This is a genomic window from Enterobacter sp. RHBSTW-00994 (assembly GCF_013782625.1).
Taxonomy (GTDB): Bacteria; Pseudomonadota; Gammaproteobacteria; order Enterobacterales; family Enterobacteriaceae; genus Enterobacter.
Genome location: NZ_CP056199.1, coordinates 127,898 through 147,713, shown reverse-complemented (window position 1 = coordinate 147,713; position 19,816 = coordinate 127,898). Strand labels below are relative to the sequence as shown.

The following is a 19,816-nucleotide window of genomic DNA, read 5'->3' as shown; positions in this document are numbered from 1 at the left end:
AACTTATATCTATTTATTTTCTGTATTAATCACAGAGTTTGCTTCCGGGAATAATAATGAGTCCCGAAGCAAATGGTCATTCCCACGACGTCGCGTAAAACCAATCCGGTTAAAATATTCCAGAATTTGAATGGCCAATTTACGCCCGACGTTGAGTCGATCGCGGAAATCCGCAGCACACGTTGAACCTCGCTCCAGATCCAGCTCGCGAATCAAACTGGCAAACGCCACGATACGATCGTTACGGTAATAGCGATCTTTAACGATCGCCACGATAAGCCCCTGCTGTGCCGCAAGGCGCAGTACCTGCCGCATCATGGCTTCATCGGTGGAGCTATGCTGCGCTAAATCACGCACCCACCAGGGCTCATCAGCAAACAGGGGGGCGACTTTTTGCCATACCGCCTGTTGCTCGGCCGTAAAGCCCGCTTTGTGATCAGGCAGATGCAGCCAGCCGTGGTGACTGTGGATGACACCACTTTCCCGCATCTGCTCAATCAACAGCAGAACCAGGGCATCATCTTCCATCGGCAGAGCCATACGTCGCAATCTTTCCCGCCCAGGGCCTGGTTCATCCAGGTGTTGCTGGTGATAGGTAGCAAGCGTATTGAGGATTTTTCTCTGCCATGTCGCGGCCACGACGGCATTCAACAGGCTGTAACCTGCCTGGATGAAGCCTGGCTGCTGGGTCAGCTTGCGTAAGCCTTCACCACTTAACTGACGTGCCCAGGCAAAGTCCGCCAGGTTTACCGCACCGCGATTAAGATGGATCCCGAGTGCAGCAGCATCCTCTTTTGCCTGCGCCAGGGCTGCCAGCCACTGCAGGTATTCAGGTTTACGTTTACCGCGGCGCGGCGGATTCAGTGTCACAACTCGCGCCCCGGCGAGAGTCACCCTGGCAGAAATATCCCTCAGCACCAGGCGATCGTTATCCGCAAGCCATAGCGGCGAATCAAAGACCAGTTCCGCGAGGTCATTTTCAAGCAATGACACGCGCCCGGTCACATGGCTGGCGGCATGGTGAATATGCAGCGGTTGCCATTGGCTTAACGGGATATGGGCCTGAAGGGAAACAATCACTCGTTCTGAAGGCTCAGGTGGCGCATCGGCCAGCAACCAGTCCCCGCGATTAAGCTGCTCTTTTTCAGCATCACCTGCGATATTCAGTGCGATACGCTGTCCGGCATGGGCCTGTTCAACAGGCTGGTTTTGCGCATGCAACGCACGAACACGCATCGGTTTGTTAACGCCCGTCAACCATAACGTATCGCCCACATTCACTTCACCACTTAACGCCGTACCGGTGACGACCAGTCCTGCGCCTTTTACGGTAAATGCTCTGTCGATGGCTAAACGAAAGCTGTGGTCACTGGCGTGCTCACGTGCAGTAAGATGCTGTAAATATTCACGTAGTTCATCAATACCGCGTCCTTCGGTTGCCACCGTCACGTAAAGGGGCGCATCGGCAAAACCATAATCACGCAGCGTGGCCTGAACTTCTGCATGCACCGCATCGATACGCGCCTCATCCACGCGGTCGGCTTTGGTTAGCACAACAGTGAGTTGCGGGTTGCCTGTCAGTTGCAGGATCGCCAGATGCTCCCGGGTTTGCGCCATCACGCCATCGTCACATGCCACCACCAGCAGTGCGTGGTCAATGCCGCCCACACCCGCCAACATATTGGAAAGAAATTTTTCGTGGCCGGGGACATCAATAAAACCCAGAACGCGGCCATCGGGCTGCGGCCAGTAGGCATAGCCCAGATCGATGGTCATGCCTCGTTTTTTCTCTTCCGGCAGGCGGTCAGCATTTACGCCGGTAATGGCCTGCAATAACGTGGTTTTTCCGTGGTCAACGTGACCGGCGGTGGCAATAATCATTTCAACATCATCTCCAGAAATCGCTCTTCATTTTCAAGACAGCGTAGATCCAGCCACAGGCGGCCATCATAAATACGGCCAATGATCGGCGTTGACCGTGCGCGTAAGCGTTCAGACAACGTTTCAAGCTGGCTACCACGCCCGTTACCGGGCGTAAACGTTAGCGCCGCGCTGGGCAGCCTGTCTACCGGAAGCGAGCCGCTACCAATCTGTGACTGGCAAGGTTCTACGCGAACCTCAAAATCGGGGTACTGTGGTGCAATCATTGCCTGTAGCCGCTCCGCCTGGGCACGGATGGCAGCGGCATCCCGCGTAAGCAGACGCAGTGTCGGCAAGCGTTGCGCCAGTTTCTCCGGGTGGAGGTAGAGCCTGAGCGTGGCTTCCAGTGCTGCCAGCGTCATTTTATCCGCACGCAAAGCGCGTTTTAGAGGGTGTTGCTGCAACTTCGCAATCAGCTCACGCTTACCGACGATAATCCCCGCCTGAGGCCCTCCCAGCAATTTGTCGCCAGAAAAACTGACCAGGCTCACGCCCGTCGCAATCATCTCCTGCGGCATTGGTTCTTTCGGCAGCCCGTACAGGCTAAGATCCACCAGCGAACCGCTACCCAGGTCAACAATCACGGGCACATCAAGCTCATGACCAATCTCTGCCAGCTCAGCCTCTGCAACCGTTTTGGTAAAGCCCTCAATCTGATAATTACTGGTATGCACTTTCATCAGCAGGGCCGTATTTTCGTTCACTGCGGCACGATAATCTTTGGCATGCGTCCGGTTCGTTGTACCCACCTCATGCAACGTACAGCCCGCCTGGCGCATCACATCAGGAATGCGGAACGCGCCACCAATCTCAACCAGCTCACCCCGCGACACCACCACCTCTTTGCCACTGGCTGTTGCCGCCAGCATCAATAGCACGGCTGCCGCATTGTTATTCACAATGCAGGCATCTTCGGCTCCGGTGAGCTGACAGAGAATATCCGCCAGTGCTCGATCGCGATGCCCTCGTCCAGCACCGTCAAGATCGTACTCCAGTGTGACGGGTGAACGCATAGCTTGCGCCACAGCATTCACCGCCTCTTCTGCCTGCGGAGCACGCCCCAGATTGGTATGCAGTACTGTACCCGTGAGGTTTATCACCGGGCGCAAAGCATTCTGCAATTTCGCTGCCAACCTCTTTTCGGCTTCCTGTCTCCAGTCAGCACACCAGGCTGGCAAGGCGTTTTCTGCCTGGATCGATCCACGGGCCTCCTCCTGTAGCTGTCGCAGCATATCGACCGTTGCAGAATGGCCGAATCTTTCCAGCACCGTAAGGAAAAGAGGCTCACGGAGCAGGCGATCGGTAGCAGGAATAAGGCTATAAAGAGAATGATGAGTAGTCATGACAACGCCTGGCGATTGAAAATCATCCCCCCTCCCGGCGGGAGGAGAGTCCTGTGGGGAGGGATTCTACAGCGCCCAGCCGTGAAGTGTTATAACCCGAGTCAAGCCTTTGGCGGTTCCGTACGGGCAAAACTTTCACGCTGGAAGAGGGTATCCGCGAGCTTCACCAGCAGTGGACGTTCCACACACCAGCCAGGAGAGACATGACGGAAATTGAGATAGCCAATCGCACAGGCAATGGCGATTGTCGCCAGATTCAGGCTATCACATCGTATTTTTCCCTCCCGAATGAGCGTTTCGCACATATCGAGACTGCGGCTAATCTTTTCACGCTGACGTAATAGCTCGGCTTCAGACTGTTGAGCCGCAGGGCGCGCCTGTTCACGCACAGAGACCAGCGCCGCATCCATGATACCATCGGCCAGGGCTTCAATCTGTTTCACGGCAAGAGCCTCTTTTGGCTCAGATGGCAGCATCGCCGGGGCAATGCCTAACAACTCAATGTATTCCGCAATGATCGGCGAGTCGAACCAGTACTCACCCTCATCCGTGACCAGCGCCGGAACCTTCCCCAAAGGATTGTACTGGGCGACGCCATTTTCCGCGTTGTAGGGCTGTTCATTAACAAACTCAAACGCAATGCCCTTCTCCAGTAAGAGAATCGAAATTTTTCGCACAAAAGGACTGGTATAACTGCCGATAAGTTTCATTGCCTGCTCCTTGATGTTCGCAAAGAGGTCAGTATGGAACACGCAACGAAAAAAAGGCAGGTATGCATATCGCATTCCTGCCTCTGGAGGTTAGTGATCGAGATAGAGATAGTGCATCCAGCTGGTCATGCGCAACAGCACCTTACGCATCACCGAGACGTGAGCAAAATGGTCCGAATAGACTGCAACCTGTGCATAAATACCGTCAGGCAACGCATCCACATCGGCATTCGGAGCCAGCTCTATCGTTGCCAGTACACCATCGGTCCCCGGAACAACCGTCAACGACTGTAATGCTCCCTGAGCCTGGTAGGAACCACCAGGTACGACGGGCAGAATACTGGTGAGTTTACCGGAGAACACCTGGCCTGGCAGGGCATTGAACACGACTTCTGCCTCATCACCCGGCTTCAGGCGCAACAAGGAGTTCTGACGGAACTGCGCAACAATCTGGCGTTTCTGCTCGGGAATAAACACCATCACCGGGCGCAGTGGCAGCGCAGCGGCGTAAGTTCCTGGGCGGATCAATACCTGTGTAACATAACCATTGCTGGGCGCACGCACGATGGTTTGATCCAGATTGTATTTGGCTTCCGCCAGTTGCGCCCGCAGGGAGGCAATCTGCGACTGTTCGCCATTAACCATACTGTCTAACTGGCTTTGAATCTGTGTCTGCTCTGCAACTGAGCCTTTCACCAGCGCATCCTGCGCCAGGTAATTTTGCCGTGCGGTATCGATATCACTCTCAGAGAAGGGATTAACTTTCGCCTGGCTCCCCTTCAGGTAACGCTGGTAATCTTTATACAGGCGGTCACGTTCTGCCGACACGCGAGTGGTATTGGCTTGTGCTTCAGAGAGTTGGGCTTTCAGCACATCAATATTGTGCGTCGCCGTCACCAGGTCAGCCTGCAATCTGTCGACTCGCGCCTGATAACGTACCGGATCGAGTTTAAATAACACCTCACCTTTTTTAATGAGCTGGTTATTTTTATCTGTCACCTCGCTCACGACCCCTGTTACCTGTGGCGTAATCGGAATCGAAATAACCGCTTTCTGTGCCATAAACGTATACGGGTGGTTATAGTTCATCAATAAAATCAATCCTGCCACAATAAACACACCACCTAATGTGGCGGTTGCAAGCGTCCATTGGTTCACGGGAATGCGGAATATTTTAAAAATTGCCCAGGCGAACGCCACATAGGTCAATATAATCAACAGATCCATGATTAACGCTCCGCTGTGTTCTTATCGGCGGTAACATTTACCGCAGCCAGTTTTTTTTCTAACTCAGCGACGCGTTTAGAAAGTACGTCCATGCCGGGGACCTCATCGGGCGACGAGATGTGGTTTTGCATCCCCCAGCCTCGCTCTGGCTGGTACAGCGTTGCCCAAATCCAGAGGAACGGCCAAATAGCGTGCAAAGTGAACAGGCTTATCCAGCCCGCCGTATGGATAGCATCAGCATGGGGATGATTACGCTTTTTGGCCATATTATAGGGGATATCATGGATCGCGATGATTCCATAAAACAGAACCAGGAATACGAAGATCAATACGCCCAGCGCAAAATAGTTGAGAAACATATTTGCCTCACTAAAAAACTTTATCAACTCATTAAAATAATAAAATGGTTCGCGACCAAATTAATTCATTTAGGCACAAAAGCTCGCACCTATATATCAGAGCCGGGGAGTATGGTTTTTTATTATATCTCCGCGCAAGTTTATAAGCGTGTCAAAATATATCCTGAAAATAATAGACTACAGTTTACAATATGAGCGTAATCCAGGTTTTTGCTTTTTTCCATACCACATTTTGACGAGCTATTTTTAGCCCTAAATGTTGCTCACTTACATCCCGTCATCGAACCGTAAACAGAGTTAGCCTTTGATCACAGCCAGAAAGATCTGCTTGAATATTTTTTGTGAATCAAATCACAATTTACAAACAATTCAGCAAAGTGATTGTGTGATTTTAATCACAAAACAGATGCCATAATGGTTCATTTCTATCCGTTGTATTTTTTTTACACTCAATTTTTGTGATGAAGATCACTTCATTAAATACCACACCCCCTACATTTACGTGACTCGGATCACACAATTTTTCACTGTCTGGACAGTTGAACGATTCAGTGCCAGATTTCACAGCATCAGAACAGGGCTCGGCTACCTCTGCCGCCGCGCATTAACAATAAACCTCGGGCCGCAAGCCTAAGCGTAAACAGAAGAAGGGGTGTTTTATGTCATCCGATTTCAAGATCAAAGTACAAAGCTTTGGTCGTTTCCTCAGCAACATGGTGATGCCAAATATCGGCGCGTTTATCGCGTGGGGTATTATCACCGCGTTATTTATTCCAACAGGATGGTTGCCGAACGAAACGCTGGCGAAACTTGTTGGCCCAATGATTACTTATCTGCTGCCGCTGCTCATCGGTTTTACCGGTGGTCGTCTGGTCGGTGGTGACCGTGGTGGCGTCGTGGGTGCGATCACCACGATGGGTGTGATCGTCGGTGCTGATATGCCGATGTTCCTTGGCGCGATGATTGCGGGCCCTCTGGGTGGCTGGGCCATCAAGAAATTCGACGTTTGGGTTGATGGCAAGATCAAATCCGGCTTCGAAATGCTGGTGAACAACTTCTCCGCTGGCATCATCGGTATGATCCTGGCGATTCTGGCATTCCTCGGTATTGGCCCTGCAGTTGAAGTGCTGTCCAAAATTCTGGCAGCAGGCGTTAACTTCATGGTTGCGCACGACATGCTGCCGCTGGCGTCAATCTTTGTTGAACCCGCAAAAATCCTGTTCCTCAACAACGCGATCAACCACGGTATCTTCTCACCGCTGGGTATCCAGCAATCTCATGACCTCGGGAAGTCTATCTTCTTCCTGATTGAAGCCAACCCAGGCCCGGGTATGGGTGTTCTGCTGGCGTACATGTTCTTTGGTCGTGGTAGTGCGAAGCAGTCTGCTGGCGGTGCGGCTATCATCCACTTCCTGGGCGGTATCCACGAAATTTACTTCCCATACGTACTGATGAACCCACGTCTGATCCTGGCCGTTATCCTCGGTGGTATGACCGGTGTGTTCACCCTGAGCGTGCTGGGTGGTGGTCTGGTTTCTCCGGCATCTCCAGGTTCCATCCTGGCGGTACTGGCGATGACGCCGAAAGGTGCTTACTTCGCTAACATCGCAGCAATCTGTGCAGCAATGGCCGTCTCCTTCGTGGTCTCTTCTATCCTGCTGAAAACCAGCAAGGTAAAAGAAGAAGACGATATCGAAGCCGCTACACGCCGTATGCAGGATATGAAAGCGGAATCCAAAGGTGCTGCAACCCCACTGGCTGCAGGCGATGTTTCTAACGATCTGAGCCATGTGCGTAAAATCATCGTTGCCTGTGATGCCGGTATGGGGTCCAGCGCAATGGGTGCGGGTGTACTGCGCAAGAAAGTCCAGGATGCGGGCCTGACCAACATCTCCGTGACCAACAGCGCAATCAACAGCCTGCCACCAGATGTCGACCTGGTTATCACGCACCGCGATCTGACCGAACGCGCCATGCGTCAGGTTCCACAGGCGCAGCATATTTCGCTGACCAACTTCCTCGATAGCGGTCTGTACGCGAGCCTGACTGAACGTCTGGTTGCCGCCCAGCGCCATGAAGATAACGAAGTTAAAGTCCGTGACAGCCTGAAAGACAGCTTCGATGCGAACAACAGCCACTTGTTCAAACTGGGCGCGGAGAACATCTTCCTCGGTCGTACCGCGACCCACAAAGAAGAGGCCATTCGCTTTGCCGGTGAGCAACTGGTGAAAGGCGGTTACGTTCAGCCGGAATACGTTGAGGCCATGCTTGAACGTGAAAAACTGACCCCGACTTACCTGGGTGAATCCATCGCGGTTCCACACGGTACGGTTGAAGCAAAAGATCGCGTACTGAAAACAGGTGTTGTGTTCTGTCAGTACCCACAGGGGGTTCGCTTCGGTGAAGAAGAAGACGACATCGCCCGTCTGGTGATTGGTATCGCTGCTCGCAACAACGAGCATATTCAGGTGATTACCAGCCTGACCAACGCGCTTGATGATGAATCCGTCATCGAACGTCTGGCCAGCACCACCAGCGTGGAAGAAGTACTGGCTCTGCTGAACAAGTAATCTTGTTCTCCTCCCTCTCCCCTTTGGGGAGAGGGCTAGGGTGAGGGGAAATGCATGCGGTTCCTCACCCCAGCCCTCTCGGGTAAAAACATTGATGAAGGTTAATACTATGAAAGCATTACATTTTGGCGCAGGTAATATCGGTCGTGGTTTTATCGGCAAACTGCTGGCAGACGCGGGAATTACGCTGACATTCGCCGATGTGAACCAGGTGGTGCTCGACGCCCTGAATGCCCGTCATAGCTATCAGGTCCACGTGGTGGGAGAAAACGAACAGATTGAAACGGTATCTGGCGTTAACGCTGTGAGTAGCATTGGCGACGACGTTATCGACCTGATTGCCCATGTTGATTTGGTGACAACCGCCGTGGGTCCCGTGGTTTTGGAACGTATTGCCCCTGCTGTGGCGAAAGGTCTGGCAAAACGTAAAGCGCAAGGTATCGACACCCCGCTGAACATTATTGCCTGTGAAAATATGGTACGCGGCACGACCCAATTGAAAGGTCACGTTATGGCGGCCGTTGCCGATGAAGATAAAGCCTGGGTTGAAGCCCACGTTGGCTTTGTCGATTCCGCTGTCGACCGTATTGTTCCGCCGTCGGAGTCTGCGACCCATGACCCGCTGGAAGTCACCGTTGAAACCTTCAGCGAGTGGATTGTCGACAAAACTCAGTTCAAAGGCGCGCTGCCTGTTATTCCAGGTATGGAATTAACTGATAACCTGATGGCATTTGTCGAACGTAAACTCTTCACGCTGAACACCGGGCATGCTATAACCGCGTACCTCGGAAAATTGGCCGGTCATCAGACCATCCGTGACGCGATTCTCGATGAGAAAATTCGCGCTGTGGTAAAAGGGGCAATGGATGAAAGTGGCGCAGTGCTGATCAAACGCTACGATTTCGATGCTGAAAAACATGCAGCATACATCCAGAAAATCCTCGGTCGTTTTGAAAACCCGTATCTGAAAGATGATGTTGAACGCGTTGGCCGTCAGCCTCTGCGTAAACTGAGCGCGGGCGATCGCCTGATTAAGCCGCTGCTGGGTACGCTGGAGTATGACTTACCGCATGCCAACCTGGTAAAAGGGATTTCTGCTGCGATGCACTACCGCAGCGAGCAAGATCCGCAGGCCATTGAGCTGGCTCAGCTTATTGATGATAAAGGCCCTCAGGCCGCGCTGGCGCAGATTTCTGGTCTGGATGCCAACAGTGATGTGGTGGCGGAGGCGGTTAACGCATACAACGCAACCAAATGATGCAGAATGCGGCGCAGGAAACCCTGCGCCTAAATTACAGATTGTCAGATATGCAGCCAATAATGGAACAAACCCAGGCCTTTGAAAATCGTGTGCTTGAGCGTCTGAATGCTGGCAAAACCGTACGAAGTTTCCTGATCGCCGCCGTCGAGTTGTTAACTGAGGCGGTGAATATTCTGGTTCTTCAGGTGTTTCGCAAAGACGACTACGCGGTAAAATATGCTGTAGAACCGTTACTGGACGGAGATGGACCGCTGGGCGATTTATCGGTTCGCCTGAAGCTGATTTATGGTCTTGGCGTGCTCAGCAGGCCGGAGTATGAAGATGCTGAGTTGCTGATGGCGCTGCGCGAAGAGTTGAATCATGATGGTAATGAATACACCTTTACCGATGATGAGATTCTGGGGCCATTCGGTGAGTTGCACTGCGTAAGTGCACTTCCTTCCGCTCCCCATTTTGATAACAGCGACCCTGAGCTGTATGCGATGCAAAAGCTGCGTTATCAGCAAGTTGTTCGTTCTACAATGGTCCTTTCCCTGACTGAGCTGATTTCCCGAATCAGCTTAAAAAAAGCGTTTCAGAAGTAAGCCTGCACACATTGGTGTATCCTTTCCTGTAAATTCCCCCGATTTAGAGTCATTTGTCATGAAAGAAGTCGAAAAGAACGAAATTAAACGCCTGAGCGATCGTCTGGATCTGATCCGTCACCAGATGGCAAGCCTCTCCCTGGTCGATTCCGCCGAGAAGTATGCCGAGCTGGAAAAAGAGACCGCTACGCTGGAAACTGAAATCGAACGCCTGCGCGACGTGAAGAACCAGAAGCTGAGCAAAGAAGCGCAAAAACTGATGAACATGCCACACCGTCGCGCAATCACCAAAAAAGAGCAGGCCGATATGGGCAAGCTGAAAAAAAGCGTGCGCGGCCTGGTGGTAGTACACCCGATGACCGAACTTGGCCGTGAAATGGGCCTGAAAGAGATGACAGGGTTTAGTAAGACAGCATTCTGATTTCCCCAGCCCTCTCCTGCCAGGAGAGGGCGAAAACCGCACAGCCTCCTCCTCTTCCCACGCAAAATTGGCCCAACCAATTCCCCAGACAACTGTCCTCGGCTTCACATTTCCATAATTTTCGCTCACAAAACCATTGCTCATTCATAACATCTGATTAACCATTCATTGTCATTCACCCTACATCACAATATTGGTAGTACCACTTTTACGCACTGTGTGACGCAGAGATGAGCGGAGACTCACCCGCGAAGCAGAACGTGTGGTACTCAGGAGACCTGCATGAGCCTCTGGCAACAAAACTACGATCCGGCCGGGAATATCTGGTTGTCTAGTCTGATCGCATCGCTACCGATCCTGTTCTTCTTCTTTGCGCTGATTAAGCTCAAACTGAAGGGGTATCTTGCCGCCACCTATACCGTCGCCATTGCGCTGGCGGTTGCCCTGCTCTTCTACAAAATGCCCGTAGATCACGCGCTGGCCTCTGTTGTATATGGCTTCTTCTACGGTCTGTGGCCCATCGCCTGGATCATTATTGCGGCGGTATTTGTCTATAAAATATCGGTCAAGACCGGGCAGTTCGACATCATCCGCTCGTCGATTCTCTCCATCACACCGGACCAGCGTTTACAGATGCTGATTGTCGGCTTCTCCTTCGGCGCCTTCCTTGAAGGGGCGGCAGGTTTCGGGGCGCCTGTGGCGATCACCGCCGCACTGCTGGTGGGACTGGGCTTTAACCCGCTTTATGCCGCGGGTCTGTGTCTTATCGTTAACACCGCACCTGTGGCGTTTGGTGCAATGGGCATTCCGATTCTGGTTGCCGGACAGGTGACCGGGCTGGACAGCTTTGAGATCGGCCAGATGGTAGGACGTCAGTTGCCCTTCCTGACCATTATTGTGCTGTTCTGGATCATGGCGATTATGGATGGCTGGCGTGGCGTGAAAGAGACCTGGCCTGCCGTCATGGTTGCGGGCGGATCGTTTGCCATTGCCCAGTATCTGAGCTCAAACTTCCTCGGCCCTGAGTTACCGGACATCATCTCTTCCCTGGTTTCACTGGTCTGTCTGACCCTGTTCCTCAAACGCTGGCAGCCAGTGCGCATTTTCCGTTTTGCTGATATGGGCGCGTCACAGGTTGATCAAACGCTGGCGCGCACAGGCTATACCGCGGGCCAGGTGCTTCGCGCATGGTCGCCGTTCCTGTTTCTGACCGCCACCGTGACGCTGTGGAGCGTGCCACCGTTTAAAGCGCTGTTTGCTCCTGGCGGCGCGCTGTACGACATGGTGATCAACATCTCCGTGCCGTTCCTCGACAAAATGGTTGCTCGCATGCCGCCAGTGGTTCACGCCGCGACGCCATATGCTGCGGTATACAAATTCGACTGGTTCTCTGCCACGGGTACAGCCATTCTGTTTGCCGCTATCCTGTCTGTCATCTGGCTACGCATGAAGCCTGCGGCTGCGGTACAAACCTTTTTCAGCACCATTAAAGAGCTGGCGTTACCGATTTACTCCATTGGGATGGTACTGGCGTTCGCATTTATCTCGAACTATTCAGGCCTGTCATCGACGCTGGCGCTGGCTCTCGCCCATACCAGCCACGCATTCACCTTCTTCTCACCGTTCCTTGGCTGGCTGGGGGTGTTCCTGACCGGTTCTGATACATCATCCAACGCCCTGTTTGCTGCATTGCAGGCGACCGCCGCACAGCAGATTGGCGTTTCAGATGTGCTCCTTGTTGCAGCAAACACCACGGGTGGCGTGACCGGCAAGATGATCTCTCCGCAGTCCATTGCCATTGCCTGTGCTGCCGTTGGACTGGTGGGCAAAGAGTCTGACCTGTTCCGCTTTACCGTCAAACACAGCCTGATATTCACCTGCATGGTGGGCGTGATCACCACGCTACAGGCCTATGTCTTAACCTGGATGATTCCATGATAGTGATGCCCAGACGCCTGTCCGACGAGATAGCCTCTCGCGTGCGGGCGCTGATTGAAGAACAACAGCTGGAGGCGGGCATGAAGTTGCCCGCTGAACGTCAACTTGCCGCCCAGCTTGGCGTATCGCGTAACTCACTGCGTGAAGCGCTGGCGACACTGGTAAACGAAGGGGTGCTGCTCAGCCGCCGAGGCGGCGGCACGTTTGTGCGCTGGCAGCATGACGACTGGTCCGAACAAAATATCGTTCAACCGCTCAAAACGTTGATGGAAAACGACCCGGACTACAGCTTCGACATTCTCGAAGCGCGTCATGCCATCGAAGCCAGCACCGCCTGGCATGCGGCCATGCGGGCAACCGATGCTGATAAAGAGAAGCTCAAAACCTGTTTTGATGCGACACAAAGCAGCGATCCGGATATCGCCTCACAGGCCGACGTGCGTTTTCATCTGGCGATTGCCGAGGCATCGCACAACATCGTCCTGCTCCAGACAATGCGCGGCTTCTTTGACCTGCTGCAATCTTCCGTGAAGCAGAGTCGTCAGCGTATGTATCTGGTCCCGCCGGTCTTTGCTCAATTGACCGAGCAGCACGAAGCGGTGCTCAACGCCATTCTGACAGGTGATGCCGAGGCCGCACGCAAAGCGATGATGGCGCACCTGGGTTTCGTCCATACCACCATTAAACGATTTGATGAAGATCAGGCCCGACAGGCGCGCATTACCCGTCTGCCTGGCGATCATGATATTTCCAGGGAGAACAAAGCATGATTATTTCTGCAGCCAGTGACTATCGCGCAGCAGCGCAGCGCATTTTGCCGCCATTCCTGTTTCACTACATCGATGGCGGGGCCTATGCCGAGCACACACTGCGCCGTAACGTGGAAGACCTGTCGGAAGTGGCCCTGCGCCAGCGCGTGTTGAAGAATATGTCTGACCTGAGCCTTGAGACGAAGCTGTTCAACGAAACGCTCTCTATGCCTGTTGCCCTCGCCCCTGTTGGTCTGTGCGGCATGTATGCCCGTCGGGGGGAAGTACAGGCAGCAGCAGCGGCGGATGCGAAAGGTATTCCGTTTACCCTCTCGACGGTCTCGGTCTGCCCGATTGAAGAAGTCGCGCCCACCATCAAACGTCCAATGTGGTTCCAGCTGTACGTTTTGCGCGATCGTGGTTTTATGCGTAATGCGCTGGAGCGTGCTAAAGCCGCAGGGTGCTCAACGCTGGTCTTTACCGTTGATATGCCAACACCTGGCGCGCGCTATCGCGATGCTCACTCCGGTATGAGCGGCCCGAATGCCGCTATTCGCCGTTACTGGCAAGCTGTTACCCATCCACAATGGGCGTGGGATGTGGGTTTGAATGGTCGTCCACACGATCTGGGAAATATCTCCGCCTATCTCGGTAAACCAACCGGGCTCGAGGATTACATTGGCTGGCTGGCGAATAACTTCGATCCGTCCATCTCCTGGAAAGACCTCGAGTGGATCCGTGAATTCTGGGATGGCCCGATGGTGATCAAAGGGATCCTTGACCCAGAAGATGCCCGCGATGCTGTCCGCTTTGGCGCGGACGGGATTGTGGTCTCTAACCACGGAGGACGTCAGTTGGATGGCGTACTCTCTTCTGCCCGCGCGCTGCCAGCCATTGCCGATGCGGTGAAAGGCGATATCGCCATCCTGGCCGACAGCGGTATTCGCAACGGGCTGGACGTAGTGCGCATGATTGCCCTGGGGGCGGATAGCGTGCTGCTGGGACGTGCGTATCTGTATGCCCTGGCGACCCACGGCCAGGCGGGTGTGGCAAACCTGCTGAACCTCATAGAGAAAGAGATGAAAGTGGCGATGACCCTGACTGGCGCGAAGTCGATTAGCGAAATCAGCCAGGATTCGCTGGTGCAAGAACTGGGGAAACGCCAGAAAGCTCTGGCCCCACTGTCGCAGGGGAATGCGGCTTAAGCGTTGTGCGATCCGGCCCTTTAACCCTCTCCCCAAAGGGGAGAGGGGATGTTATTCTGCCCCGCAATTAAGGGGGCAGTATGCTTAACATCGTCTTATTCGAACCAGAAATTCCACCCAATACCGGAAATATCATTCGCCTGTGCGCTAACACCGGTTTTCGTCTGCATATTATTGAGCCGATGGGCTTTACGTGGGATGACAAGCGTCTGCGCCGTGCAGGGCTGGATTATCACGAATTTACGGCAGTGGTTCGCCACCACGATTATGCTGCGTTTATGGCCGCCGAAAACCCACAGCGCATATTTGCCCTGACGACCAAAGGCACTCCGGCTCACAGTGCGGTGAGCTACCAGGAAGGGGATTATCTGATGTTTGGCCCGGAAACCCGTGGTCTGCCAGCAACCATTCTGGATGCCCTGCCAGCAGAACAAAAAATTCGAATTCCGATGATGCCAGACAGCCGTAGCATGAACCTGTCTAATGCGGTGTCGGTGGTGGTGTATGAAGCCTGGCGCCAGCTGGGATATCCTGGCGCCATACTGAGAAGCTAGATGCCGTCACCATACTCGAACGTATGGTGAATGCCGTTGAAGTGCTGATCCATATCCATCGCAGGCTTATCGCTCTCTGGCTTACCGACAATACGTGCCGGTACGCCAGCAGCCGTGGTGTGCGGCGGAACTGGTTGCAGTACCACAGAACCCGCGCCAATTTTCGCTCCGCGGCCGACTTCGATATTGCCGAGGATCTTTGCCCCCGCGCCAATCATCACCCCTTCACGAATTTTCGGATGACGATCGCCACTGGTTTTGCCCGTACCGCCAAGCGTTACGGACTGGAGGATTGAAACGTCATCTTCGATCACCGCTGTTTCACCCACCACAATCCCGGTGGCGTGGTCGAGCATAATGCCCCGCCCAATTTTCGCGGCCGGGTGAATATCGACCTGGAAGGTAACGGACACCTGGTTTTGCAGGAAGATAGCCAGCGCACGGCGACCTTCATTCCACAGCCAGTGACCGATACGGTATGCCTGTAAGGCGTGGAAGCCTTTCAAGTACAGCAGCGGCGTAGAGTATTTATCCACCGCCGGGTCACGCGTGCGCACAGCCTGAATGTCACAGGCGGCAGAGGCGATCATTTCTGGATCAGCGGCATAGGCCTCTTCCACCACTTCACGAATGGCGATAGCAGGCATAATCGAAGAGGCCAGCTTGTTGGCAAGCATATAGCTCAGGGCGCTGCCGAGATTTTCGTGCTTGAGTAGCGTCGCGTGGTAGAAACTGGCAAGCATAGGCTCACAGTCAGCCAAAGCCCGGGCTTCGGCTTTTATATTGTTCCAGACGATATCCAGTTCTTCACACGGCATTGCTTACTCCAGACGTAATAGAACGATCGGCCAGTCTTTGCTGGCCGTATCGTTGGGTGACAACGGTTCCCTGCGACTATCTCCACCTTACTTCAGGCAGCATGTACGTTGGCTGCGCGAATTATTGCGGGGAGATATTGCTACGCTCGTCCTTGCGCGCACGACCTAATAAGGTCAATGCTGCCTCGCGCGCATTTTTTCCGCAATACAATACCTGATAAATTTCCTCGGTTATTGGCATTTCGACACCAAAACGGTGCGCCAATTCCCGTACTTCTTTGGTATTGCGGTAGCCTTCCACCACCTGACCAATCTTCTCCTGCGCGCCTTTCACATCCATGCCCTGTCCAAGCATCATGCCAAAACGGCGGTTACGAGACTGGTTGTCAGTACAGGTCAGAACCAGATCGCCTAAACCCGCCATCCCCATGAAGGTGGCAGGATCAGCACCAAGCGCCGCGCCGAGACGCGACATTTCGGTTAACCCGCGGGTGATGAGAGCTGTTCGCGCGTTTGCACCAAAGCCAATACCGTCAGACATCCCCGCACCAATCGCGATAACGTTTTTCACCGCACCGCCCAGCTGCACACCGATAAAATCGGGGTTACTGTAGACACGGAAACTTTTACCGCAGTGCAGTAGATGCTGGAGATCGTCGGAGAAAGTCTGATCGGTAGAAGCCAGTGAGATAGCCGTAGGCAAGCCTGCTGCCAGCTCTTTAGCAAATGTTGGCCCGGAAATCACCGCCAGCGGGATAACGTCGCCCAGCGCTTCTCGAGCAACATCCTGCAGCAGACGCCCGGTTTCAGCTTCCAGCCCTTTCGTAGCCCAGACAATACGTGCATCCGGCCGCATCAGCGGCTTAATCTGACGCAGAACTTCACCAAACACATGGCTCGGAACCACGATCAGGATGTTACGGCTGGCGGCCAGAGCAGCCGCGAGATCGCTTTCGAGATGCAGTGAATCAGGGAAAGGCACATCAGGGAGAAACGCAACGTTGCAGCGATCGTGCTGCAACGTTGCGATATGTTTGGGATCGTGGCCCCACAGGACCACTTCGTGACCATTTCTTGCCAGAGTGATGGCAAGAGCGGTGCCGTATGAGCCGGCACCGATCACAGTCATTGACGCATTAACTGTGCTCATCAGGCATCCTGATGTTGTTCAGCACCTTCGCCAGACTGCTGCTGCAGATAGTTCATGAACAGCGCATCGAAGTTTACTGGCGCAAGGTTCAGTTGCGGGAACGTACCGCGAGAAACCAGGCTGGTGATGCATTCGCGAGCATACGGGAACAGGATGTTCGGGCAGTATGCACCCAGGCAGTGCGCCAGTTGATTACCTTCAATACCGCCAACTGAGAAGATACCACCCTGCTGAACTTCACACAGGAACGCAGTTTCTTCACCCAGGGAAGCGGTGACGGTTACACGCAGTACGACTTCATACACATCATCCGCCAATTGGGTAGATGCGGTATCAAGATCAAGTTTAACCTCTGGCTGCCAATCTTTCTGGAAAACGTGCGGTGCATTTGGTGCTTCAAAAGAGACATCTTTGGTGTAGATGCGCTGAATCTGGAAAGTCATTTCTGTGTTGTTTTGTTCTGACATGGAAAAACCCTTTTTAATTGTCCTAAAACGCTCTTACAGCAGGGGATCAAGTCCACCACGCGCATCAAGCGCATACAAGTCATCACAGCCGCCAATGTGCTGCGCATCAATAAAAATCTGCGGAACCGTCGTACGACCACTACGTTGAATCATCTCTTCGCGTTTTGTCGCGTCACCATCAATAGGCAGTTCCTGGAACGTTGCGCCTTTGCTGTTCAACAGCGCTTTTGCACGGTGGCAAAACGGACAGGTTGCTTTGGTGTAGATCTCAATATGGGCCATGACTGAACTCCTTATTTACCGCGAACCAACGGAAGATTTTCCCCGCTCCAGCCGGAAATACCTTCTTTCAGTACAGAAACGTTTTCGAAACCTGCTTTATTCAGCGCGCTGGCAGATTCCTGAGCCTGCATGCCAGTACCGTCAACAACAATAATGGGCTGAGCTTTATGTTTTTCCAGCTCACCAACATTATTTGCTTTGATTTCAGCAGGCAGCAAGTTAACAGAACCTGCAATGTGGCCTTTACGGAAATCGTCACGCTGACGCAGGTCGACAACCACGGCGTCTTCTTTGTTGATAAGACGCGTTGCTTCACCACGAGTAATAACCTTAACTTTAGACGTCAGGCCTTTAAAGGTCATGAAAAGCACAGCGACCAGCAGACCAATCCACGCGATGCTCAGCACCGGATGGCGGCTAACAAATTGCATAATTTCTTGCATGGGGGGTAACAACTCCCGACTAAGTGATTAAAAAAACCAGGACAGGAGTATACCTGTGCGTTGTGGCAAATACAGCCAGCGACAATAAGCTAATCCATTTTCTGCGGCATGCCACGAAAAAAAAGCCTCAAAATGACCGGAGAAGAACCTTGCCCCTACGCATTCTTTGATCTTCTGCGGCTATTTGATCGATTCAGCTGTAGTAAAATTACGCAAATTTTTTGTCTCTTGAGCATGAGGTTGTCGCAATGTCGGTTTCTAAAAAACCTATGGTACTGGTGATTCTGGATGGTTATGGCTATCGTGAAGACAGCCAGGATAACGCCATTTTCAACGCCAAAACCCCTGTCATGGATGCACTGTGGGCAAAACGTCCGCATACCCTGATTGACGCGTCTGGCCTGGAAGTGGGCCTGCCTGATCGCCAGATGGGTAACTCCGAAGTGGGTCACGTAAACCTGGGCGCGGGTCGTATTGTGTATCAGGATCTGACCCGTCTGGACGTTGAAATCAAAGAACGTACTTTCTTCACGAACCCCGTGCTGAGCGGTGCTGTAGATAAAGCGGTAGCCGCTGGCAAAGCGGTTCATATCATGGGCCTGCTCTCCGCAGGTGGCGTTCACAGCCATGAAGAGCACATCATGGCAATGGTTGAGCTGGCCGCTGAACGCGGTGCTGAAAAAATCTACCTGCACGCTTTCCTGGATGGCCGTGATACGCCACCACGTAGCGCGAAGTCCTCATTACAAGCCTTCGAAGACAAGTTTGCCGCGCTAGGCAAAGGCCGCGTGGCATCCATCATTGGCCGTTACTACGCAATGGATCGTGACAATCGCTGGGATCGCGTTGAACAAGCTTATGACCTGATGACTCAGGCAAAAGGTGAGTTCCAGTTCGCTACCGCCGTTGAAGGCCTGGAAGCTGCTTACGCGCGCGATGAGAACGACGAGTTTGTGAAAGCAACCGTGATCCGTGCGAAAGGCCAGGCGGATGCAGCAATGGAAGACGGCGATGCGCTGATTTTCATGAACTTCCGTGCTGACCGTGCGCGCGAAATCACTCGTGCATTCGTGAACACCGATTTCGACGGCTTTGCTCGTAAAAAAGTGGTTAAGCTCGACTTCATTCAACTCACGGAATACGCCGCCGACATCAAAGCCCCTTGCGCTTACCCACCTGCATCGCTGGCGAACACCCTCGGTGAGTGGATGGCGAAGAACGATAAAACTCAGTTGCGTATCTCCGAAACCGAGAAATATGCTCACGTCACCTTCTTCTTTAACGGTGGCGTTGAAGAACCGTTCAAAGGCGAAGACCGTATTCTGATCAACTCACCAAAAGTGGCTACCTACGATTTACAGCCAGAAATGAGCTCCGCCGAACTGACTGAAAAACTGGTTGAGGCTATCGAAAGCGGTAAGTACGACACCATCATCTGTAACTATCCAAATGGTGACATGGTTGGCCACACCGGTGTGATGGAAGCGGCAGTGAAAGCCGTTGAAGCGCTGGATCACTGTGTTGAACAAGTCGTCAAAGCGGTTGAAAACGCAGGTGGTCAGCTGTTGATTACTGCCGATCATGGTAACGCAGAACAGATGCGCGACCCGGCAACCGGTCAGGCACACACGGCACACACCAACTTGCCAGTTCCGCTGATCTACGTGGGTGATAAAGCCCTGAAAGCAGTGGAAGGCGGCAAACTTTCTGACATCGCGCCAACCATGTTGACGCTGATGGGTATGGAAATCCCGCAAGAGATGACTGGCAAGCCGCTGTTCATCGTGGAATAATCGCTCCCCATGAGGGGAAAGG

At 53.1% G+C, this 19,816-nt stretch carries 19 protein-coding genes; 9 read left to right on the top strand and 10 right to left on the bottom strand.

The features are described 5' to 3' along the window. Positions 1-9: 9 nt before the first annotated feature. The 5 genes from selB to HV346_RS00680 all read right to left on the bottom strand — a co-directional run bounded on the left by selB (position 10) and on the right by HV346_RS00680 (position 5,559). On the bottom strand, positions 10-1,881 hold the full coding sequence (gene selB / locus HV346_RS00700) for a selenocysteine-specific translation elongation factor (protein ID WP_181621739.1): 1,872 nt from the start codon (positions 1,879-1,881) through the stop codon (positions 10-12). Then, positions 1,878-3,263: an L-seryl-tRNA(Sec) selenium transferase gene (gene selA, locus HV346_RS00695; RefSeq protein ID WP_181621738.1), complete on the bottom strand. Its 1,386-nt coding sequence runs from the start codon at positions 3,261-3,263 to the stop codon at positions 1,878-1,880. The genes selB and selA overlap by 4 nt, the downstream gene beginning before the upstream one ends. A gap of 101 nt (positions 3,264-3,364) precedes the next feature. Next, a complete protein-coding gene (locus tag HV346_RS00690; RefSeq protein ID WP_181621737.1) occupies positions 3,365-3,973 on the bottom strand; it encodes a glutathione S-transferase in 609 nt (202 codons plus the stop codon). Between the two features lie 90 nt (positions 3,974-4,063). Further along, positions 4,064-5,200 carry an HlyD family secretion protein gene (locus tag HV346_RS00685; RefSeq protein ID WP_181621736.1) on the bottom strand — a complete coding sequence of 379 codons (1,137 nt, stop codon included), beginning with the start codon at positions 5,198-5,200 and terminating at the stop codon, positions 4,064-4,066. Between the two features lie 2 nt (positions 5,201-5,202). Continuing rightward, positions 5,203-5,559, bottom strand: a complete 357-nt coding sequence (locus HV346_RS00680) for a DUF3302 domain-containing protein (RefSeq protein ID WP_181621735.1) — start codon at positions 5,557-5,559, stop codon at positions 5,203-5,205. A gap of 659 nt (positions 5,560-6,218) precedes the next feature. Between HV346_RS00680 and HV346_RS00675 the strand changes: the two genes are divergently transcribed. From HV346_RS00675 to trmL, 8 genes are all read left to right on the top strand, one after another. After that, on the top strand, positions 6,219-8,129 hold the full coding sequence (locus tag HV346_RS00675; protein WP_181621734.1) for a PTS mannitol transporter subunit IICBA: 1,911 nt from the start codon (positions 6,219-6,221) through the stop codon (positions 8,127-8,129). Positions 8,130-8,238: 109 nt separating this feature from the next. Beyond that, positions 8,239-9,387: a mannitol-1-phosphate 5-dehydrogenase gene (gene mtlD / locus HV346_RS00670; protein WP_181621733.1), complete on the top strand. Its 1,149-nt coding sequence runs from the start codon at positions 8,239-8,241 to the stop codon at positions 9,385-9,387. Then, complete coding sequence (gene mtlR / locus HV346_RS00665; protein ID WP_181621732.1) at positions 9,384-9,974, top strand: mannitol operon repressor MtlR; 591 nt, start codon at positions 9,384-9,386, stop codon at positions 9,972-9,974. Before mtlD ends, mtlR begins: the two co-directional genes overlap by 4 nt. 58 nt (positions 9,975-10,032) lie before the next feature. Further along, positions 10,033-10,395: a YibL family ribosome-associated protein gene (locus tag HV346_RS00660; RefSeq protein WP_181621731.1), complete on the top strand. Its 363-nt coding sequence runs from the start codon at positions 10,033-10,035 to the stop codon at positions 10,393-10,395. A gap of 282 nt (positions 10,396-10,677) precedes the next feature. Beyond that, complete coding sequence (gene lldP, locus HV346_RS00655) at positions 10,678-12,333, top strand: L-lactate permease (RefSeq protein ID WP_181621730.1); 1,656 nt, start codon at positions 10,678-10,680, stop codon at positions 12,331-12,333. Further along, a complete protein-coding gene (gene lldR, locus HV346_RS00650; protein ID WP_181621729.1) occupies positions 12,330-13,103 on the top strand; it encodes a transcriptional regulator LldR in 774 nt (257 codons plus the stop codon). The genes lldP and lldR overlap by 4 nt, the downstream gene beginning before the upstream one ends. After that, complete coding sequence (gene lldD, locus HV346_RS00645; RefSeq protein ID WP_181621728.1) at positions 13,100-14,287, top strand: FMN-dependent L-lactate dehydrogenase LldD; 1,188 nt, start codon at positions 13,100-13,102, stop codon at positions 14,285-14,287. Before lldR ends, lldD begins: the two co-directional genes overlap by 4 nt. Positions 14,288-14,367: 80 nt before the next feature. Further along, positions 14,368-14,841 (top strand): tRNA (uridine(34)/cytosine(34)/5-carboxymethylaminomethyluridine(34)-2'-O)-methyltransferase TrmL, encoded by a 474-nt coding sequence (gene trmL / locus HV346_RS00640; protein WP_181621727.1) that lies wholly within the window; start codon positions 14,368-14,370, stop codon positions 14,839-14,841. On the opposite strand, the gene cysE is transcribed toward trmL, so the two are convergent. The 5 genes from cysE to HV346_RS00615 form a co-directional block, all read right to left on the bottom strand. Then, complete coding sequence (gene cysE / locus HV346_RS00635) at positions 14,838-15,659, bottom strand: serine O-acetyltransferase (RefSeq protein ID WP_059180464.1); 822 nt, start codon at positions 15,657-15,659, stop codon at positions 14,838-14,840. The two genes, trmL and cysE, sit on opposite strands and share 4 nt — an antisense overlap. A 121-nt stretch (positions 15,660-15,780) precedes the next feature. Then, a complete protein-coding gene (gene gpsA / locus HV346_RS00630; RefSeq protein ID WP_181621726.1) occupies positions 15,781-16,809 on the bottom strand; it encodes an NAD(P)H-dependent glycerol-3-phosphate dehydrogenase in 1,029 nt (342 codons plus the stop codon). Next, complete coding sequence (gene secB / locus HV346_RS00625; protein ID WP_181621725.1) at positions 16,809-17,276, bottom strand: protein-export chaperone SecB; 468 nt, start codon at positions 17,274-17,276, stop codon at positions 16,809-16,811. The genes gpsA and secB overlap by 1 nt, the downstream gene beginning before the upstream one ends. Before the next feature lie 33 nt (positions 17,277-17,309). Continuing rightward, positions 17,310-17,558 carry a glutaredoxin 3 gene (gene grxC / locus HV346_RS00620; RefSeq protein ID WP_181621724.1) on the bottom strand — a complete coding sequence of 83 codons (249 nt, stop codon included), beginning with the start codon at positions 17,556-17,558 and terminating at the stop codon, positions 17,310-17,312. A gap of 11 nt (positions 17,559-17,569) precedes the next feature. After that, complete coding sequence (locus HV346_RS00615; RefSeq protein ID WP_181621723.1) at positions 17,570-18,001, bottom strand: rhodanese-like domain-containing protein; 432 nt, start codon at positions 17,999-18,001, stop codon at positions 17,570-17,572. A 248-nt stretch (positions 18,002-18,249) separates the two neighbouring features. On the opposite strand from HV346_RS00615, the gene gpmM reads away from it, so the two are divergent. Continuing rightward, the gene (gene gpmM, locus HV346_RS00610; protein ID WP_181621722.1) at positions 18,250-19,794 is read left to right on the top strand and encodes a 2,3-bisphosphoglycerate-independent phosphoglycerate mutase; all 1,545 of its coding nucleotides are present in this window, start codon (positions 18,250-18,252) and stop codon (positions 19,792-19,794) included. Positions 19,795-19,816 lie beyond the last annotated feature (22 nt).

What these genes read in the sequence shown, in the direction of transcription:
- selB (WP_181621739.1), bottom strand. Translation starts at nt 1,881, where the DNA reads ATGATTATTGCCACCGCCGGTCACGTTGACCACGGAAAAACCACGTTA.
- selA (WP_181621738.1), bottom strand. Translation starts at nt 3,263, where the DNA reads ATGACTACTCATCATTCTCTTTATAGCCTTATTCCTGCTACCGATCGC.
- HV346_RS00690 (WP_181621737.1), bottom strand. Translation starts at nt 3,973, where the DNA reads ATGAAACTTATCGGCAGTTATACCAGTCCTTTTGTGCGAAAAATTTCG.
- HV346_RS00685 (WP_181621736.1), bottom strand. Translation starts at nt 5,200, where the DNA reads ATGGATCTGTTGATTATATTGACCTATGTGGCGTTCGCCTGGGCAATT.
- HV346_RS00680 (WP_181621735.1), bottom strand. Translation starts at nt 5,559, where the DNA reads ATGTTTCTCAACTATTTTGCGCTGGGCGTATTGATCTTCGTATTCCTG.
- HV346_RS00675 (WP_181621734.1), top strand. Translation starts at nt 6,219, where the DNA reads ATGTCATCCGATTTCAAGATCAAAGTACAAAGCTTTGGTCGTTTCCTC.
- mtlD (WP_181621733.1), top strand. Translation starts at nt 8,239, where the DNA reads ATGAAAGCATTACATTTTGGCGCAGGTAATATCGGTCGTGGTTTTATC.
- mtlR (WP_181621732.1), top strand. Translation starts at nt 9,384, where the DNA reads ATGATGCAGAATGCGGCGCAGGAAACCCTGCGCCTAAATTACAGATTG.
- HV346_RS00660 (WP_181621731.1), top strand. Translation starts at nt 10,033, where the DNA reads ATGAAAGAAGTCGAAAAGAACGAAATTAAACGCCTGAGCGATCGTCTG.
- lldP (WP_181621730.1), top strand. Translation starts at nt 10,678, where the DNA reads ATGAGCCTCTGGCAACAAAACTACGATCCGGCCGGGAATATCTGGTTG.
- lldR (WP_181621729.1), top strand. Translation starts at nt 12,330, where the DNA reads ATGATAGTGATGCCCAGACGCCTGTCCGACGAGATAGCCTCTCGCGTG.
- lldD (WP_181621728.1), top strand. Translation starts at nt 13,100, where the DNA reads ATGATTATTTCTGCAGCCAGTGACTATCGCGCAGCAGCGCAGCGCATT.
- trmL (WP_181621727.1), top strand. Translation starts at nt 14,368, where the DNA reads ATGCTTAACATCGTCTTATTCGAACCAGAAATTCCACCCAATACCGGA.
- cysE (WP_059180464.1), bottom strand. Translation starts at nt 15,659, where the DNA reads ATGCCGTGTGAAGAACTGGATATCGTCTGGAACAATATAAAAGCCGAA.
- gpsA (WP_181621726.1), bottom strand. Translation starts at nt 16,809, where the DNA reads ATGAGCACAGTTAATGCGTCAATGACTGTGATCGGTGCCGGCTCATAC.
- secB (WP_181621725.1), bottom strand. Translation starts at nt 17,276, where the DNA reads ATGTCAGAACAAAACAACACAGAAATGACTTTCCAGATTCAGCGCATC.
- grxC (WP_181621724.1), bottom strand. Translation starts at nt 17,558, where the DNA reads ATGGCCCATATTGAGATCTACACCAAAGCAACCTGTCCGTTTTGCCAC.
- HV346_RS00615 (WP_181621723.1), bottom strand. Translation starts at nt 18,001, where the DNA reads ATGCAAGAAATTATGCAATTTGTTAGCCGCCATCCGGTGCTGAGCATC.
- gpmM (WP_181621722.1), top strand. Translation starts at nt 18,250, where the DNA reads ATGTCGGTTTCTAAAAAACCTATGGTACTGGTGATTCTGGATGGTTAT.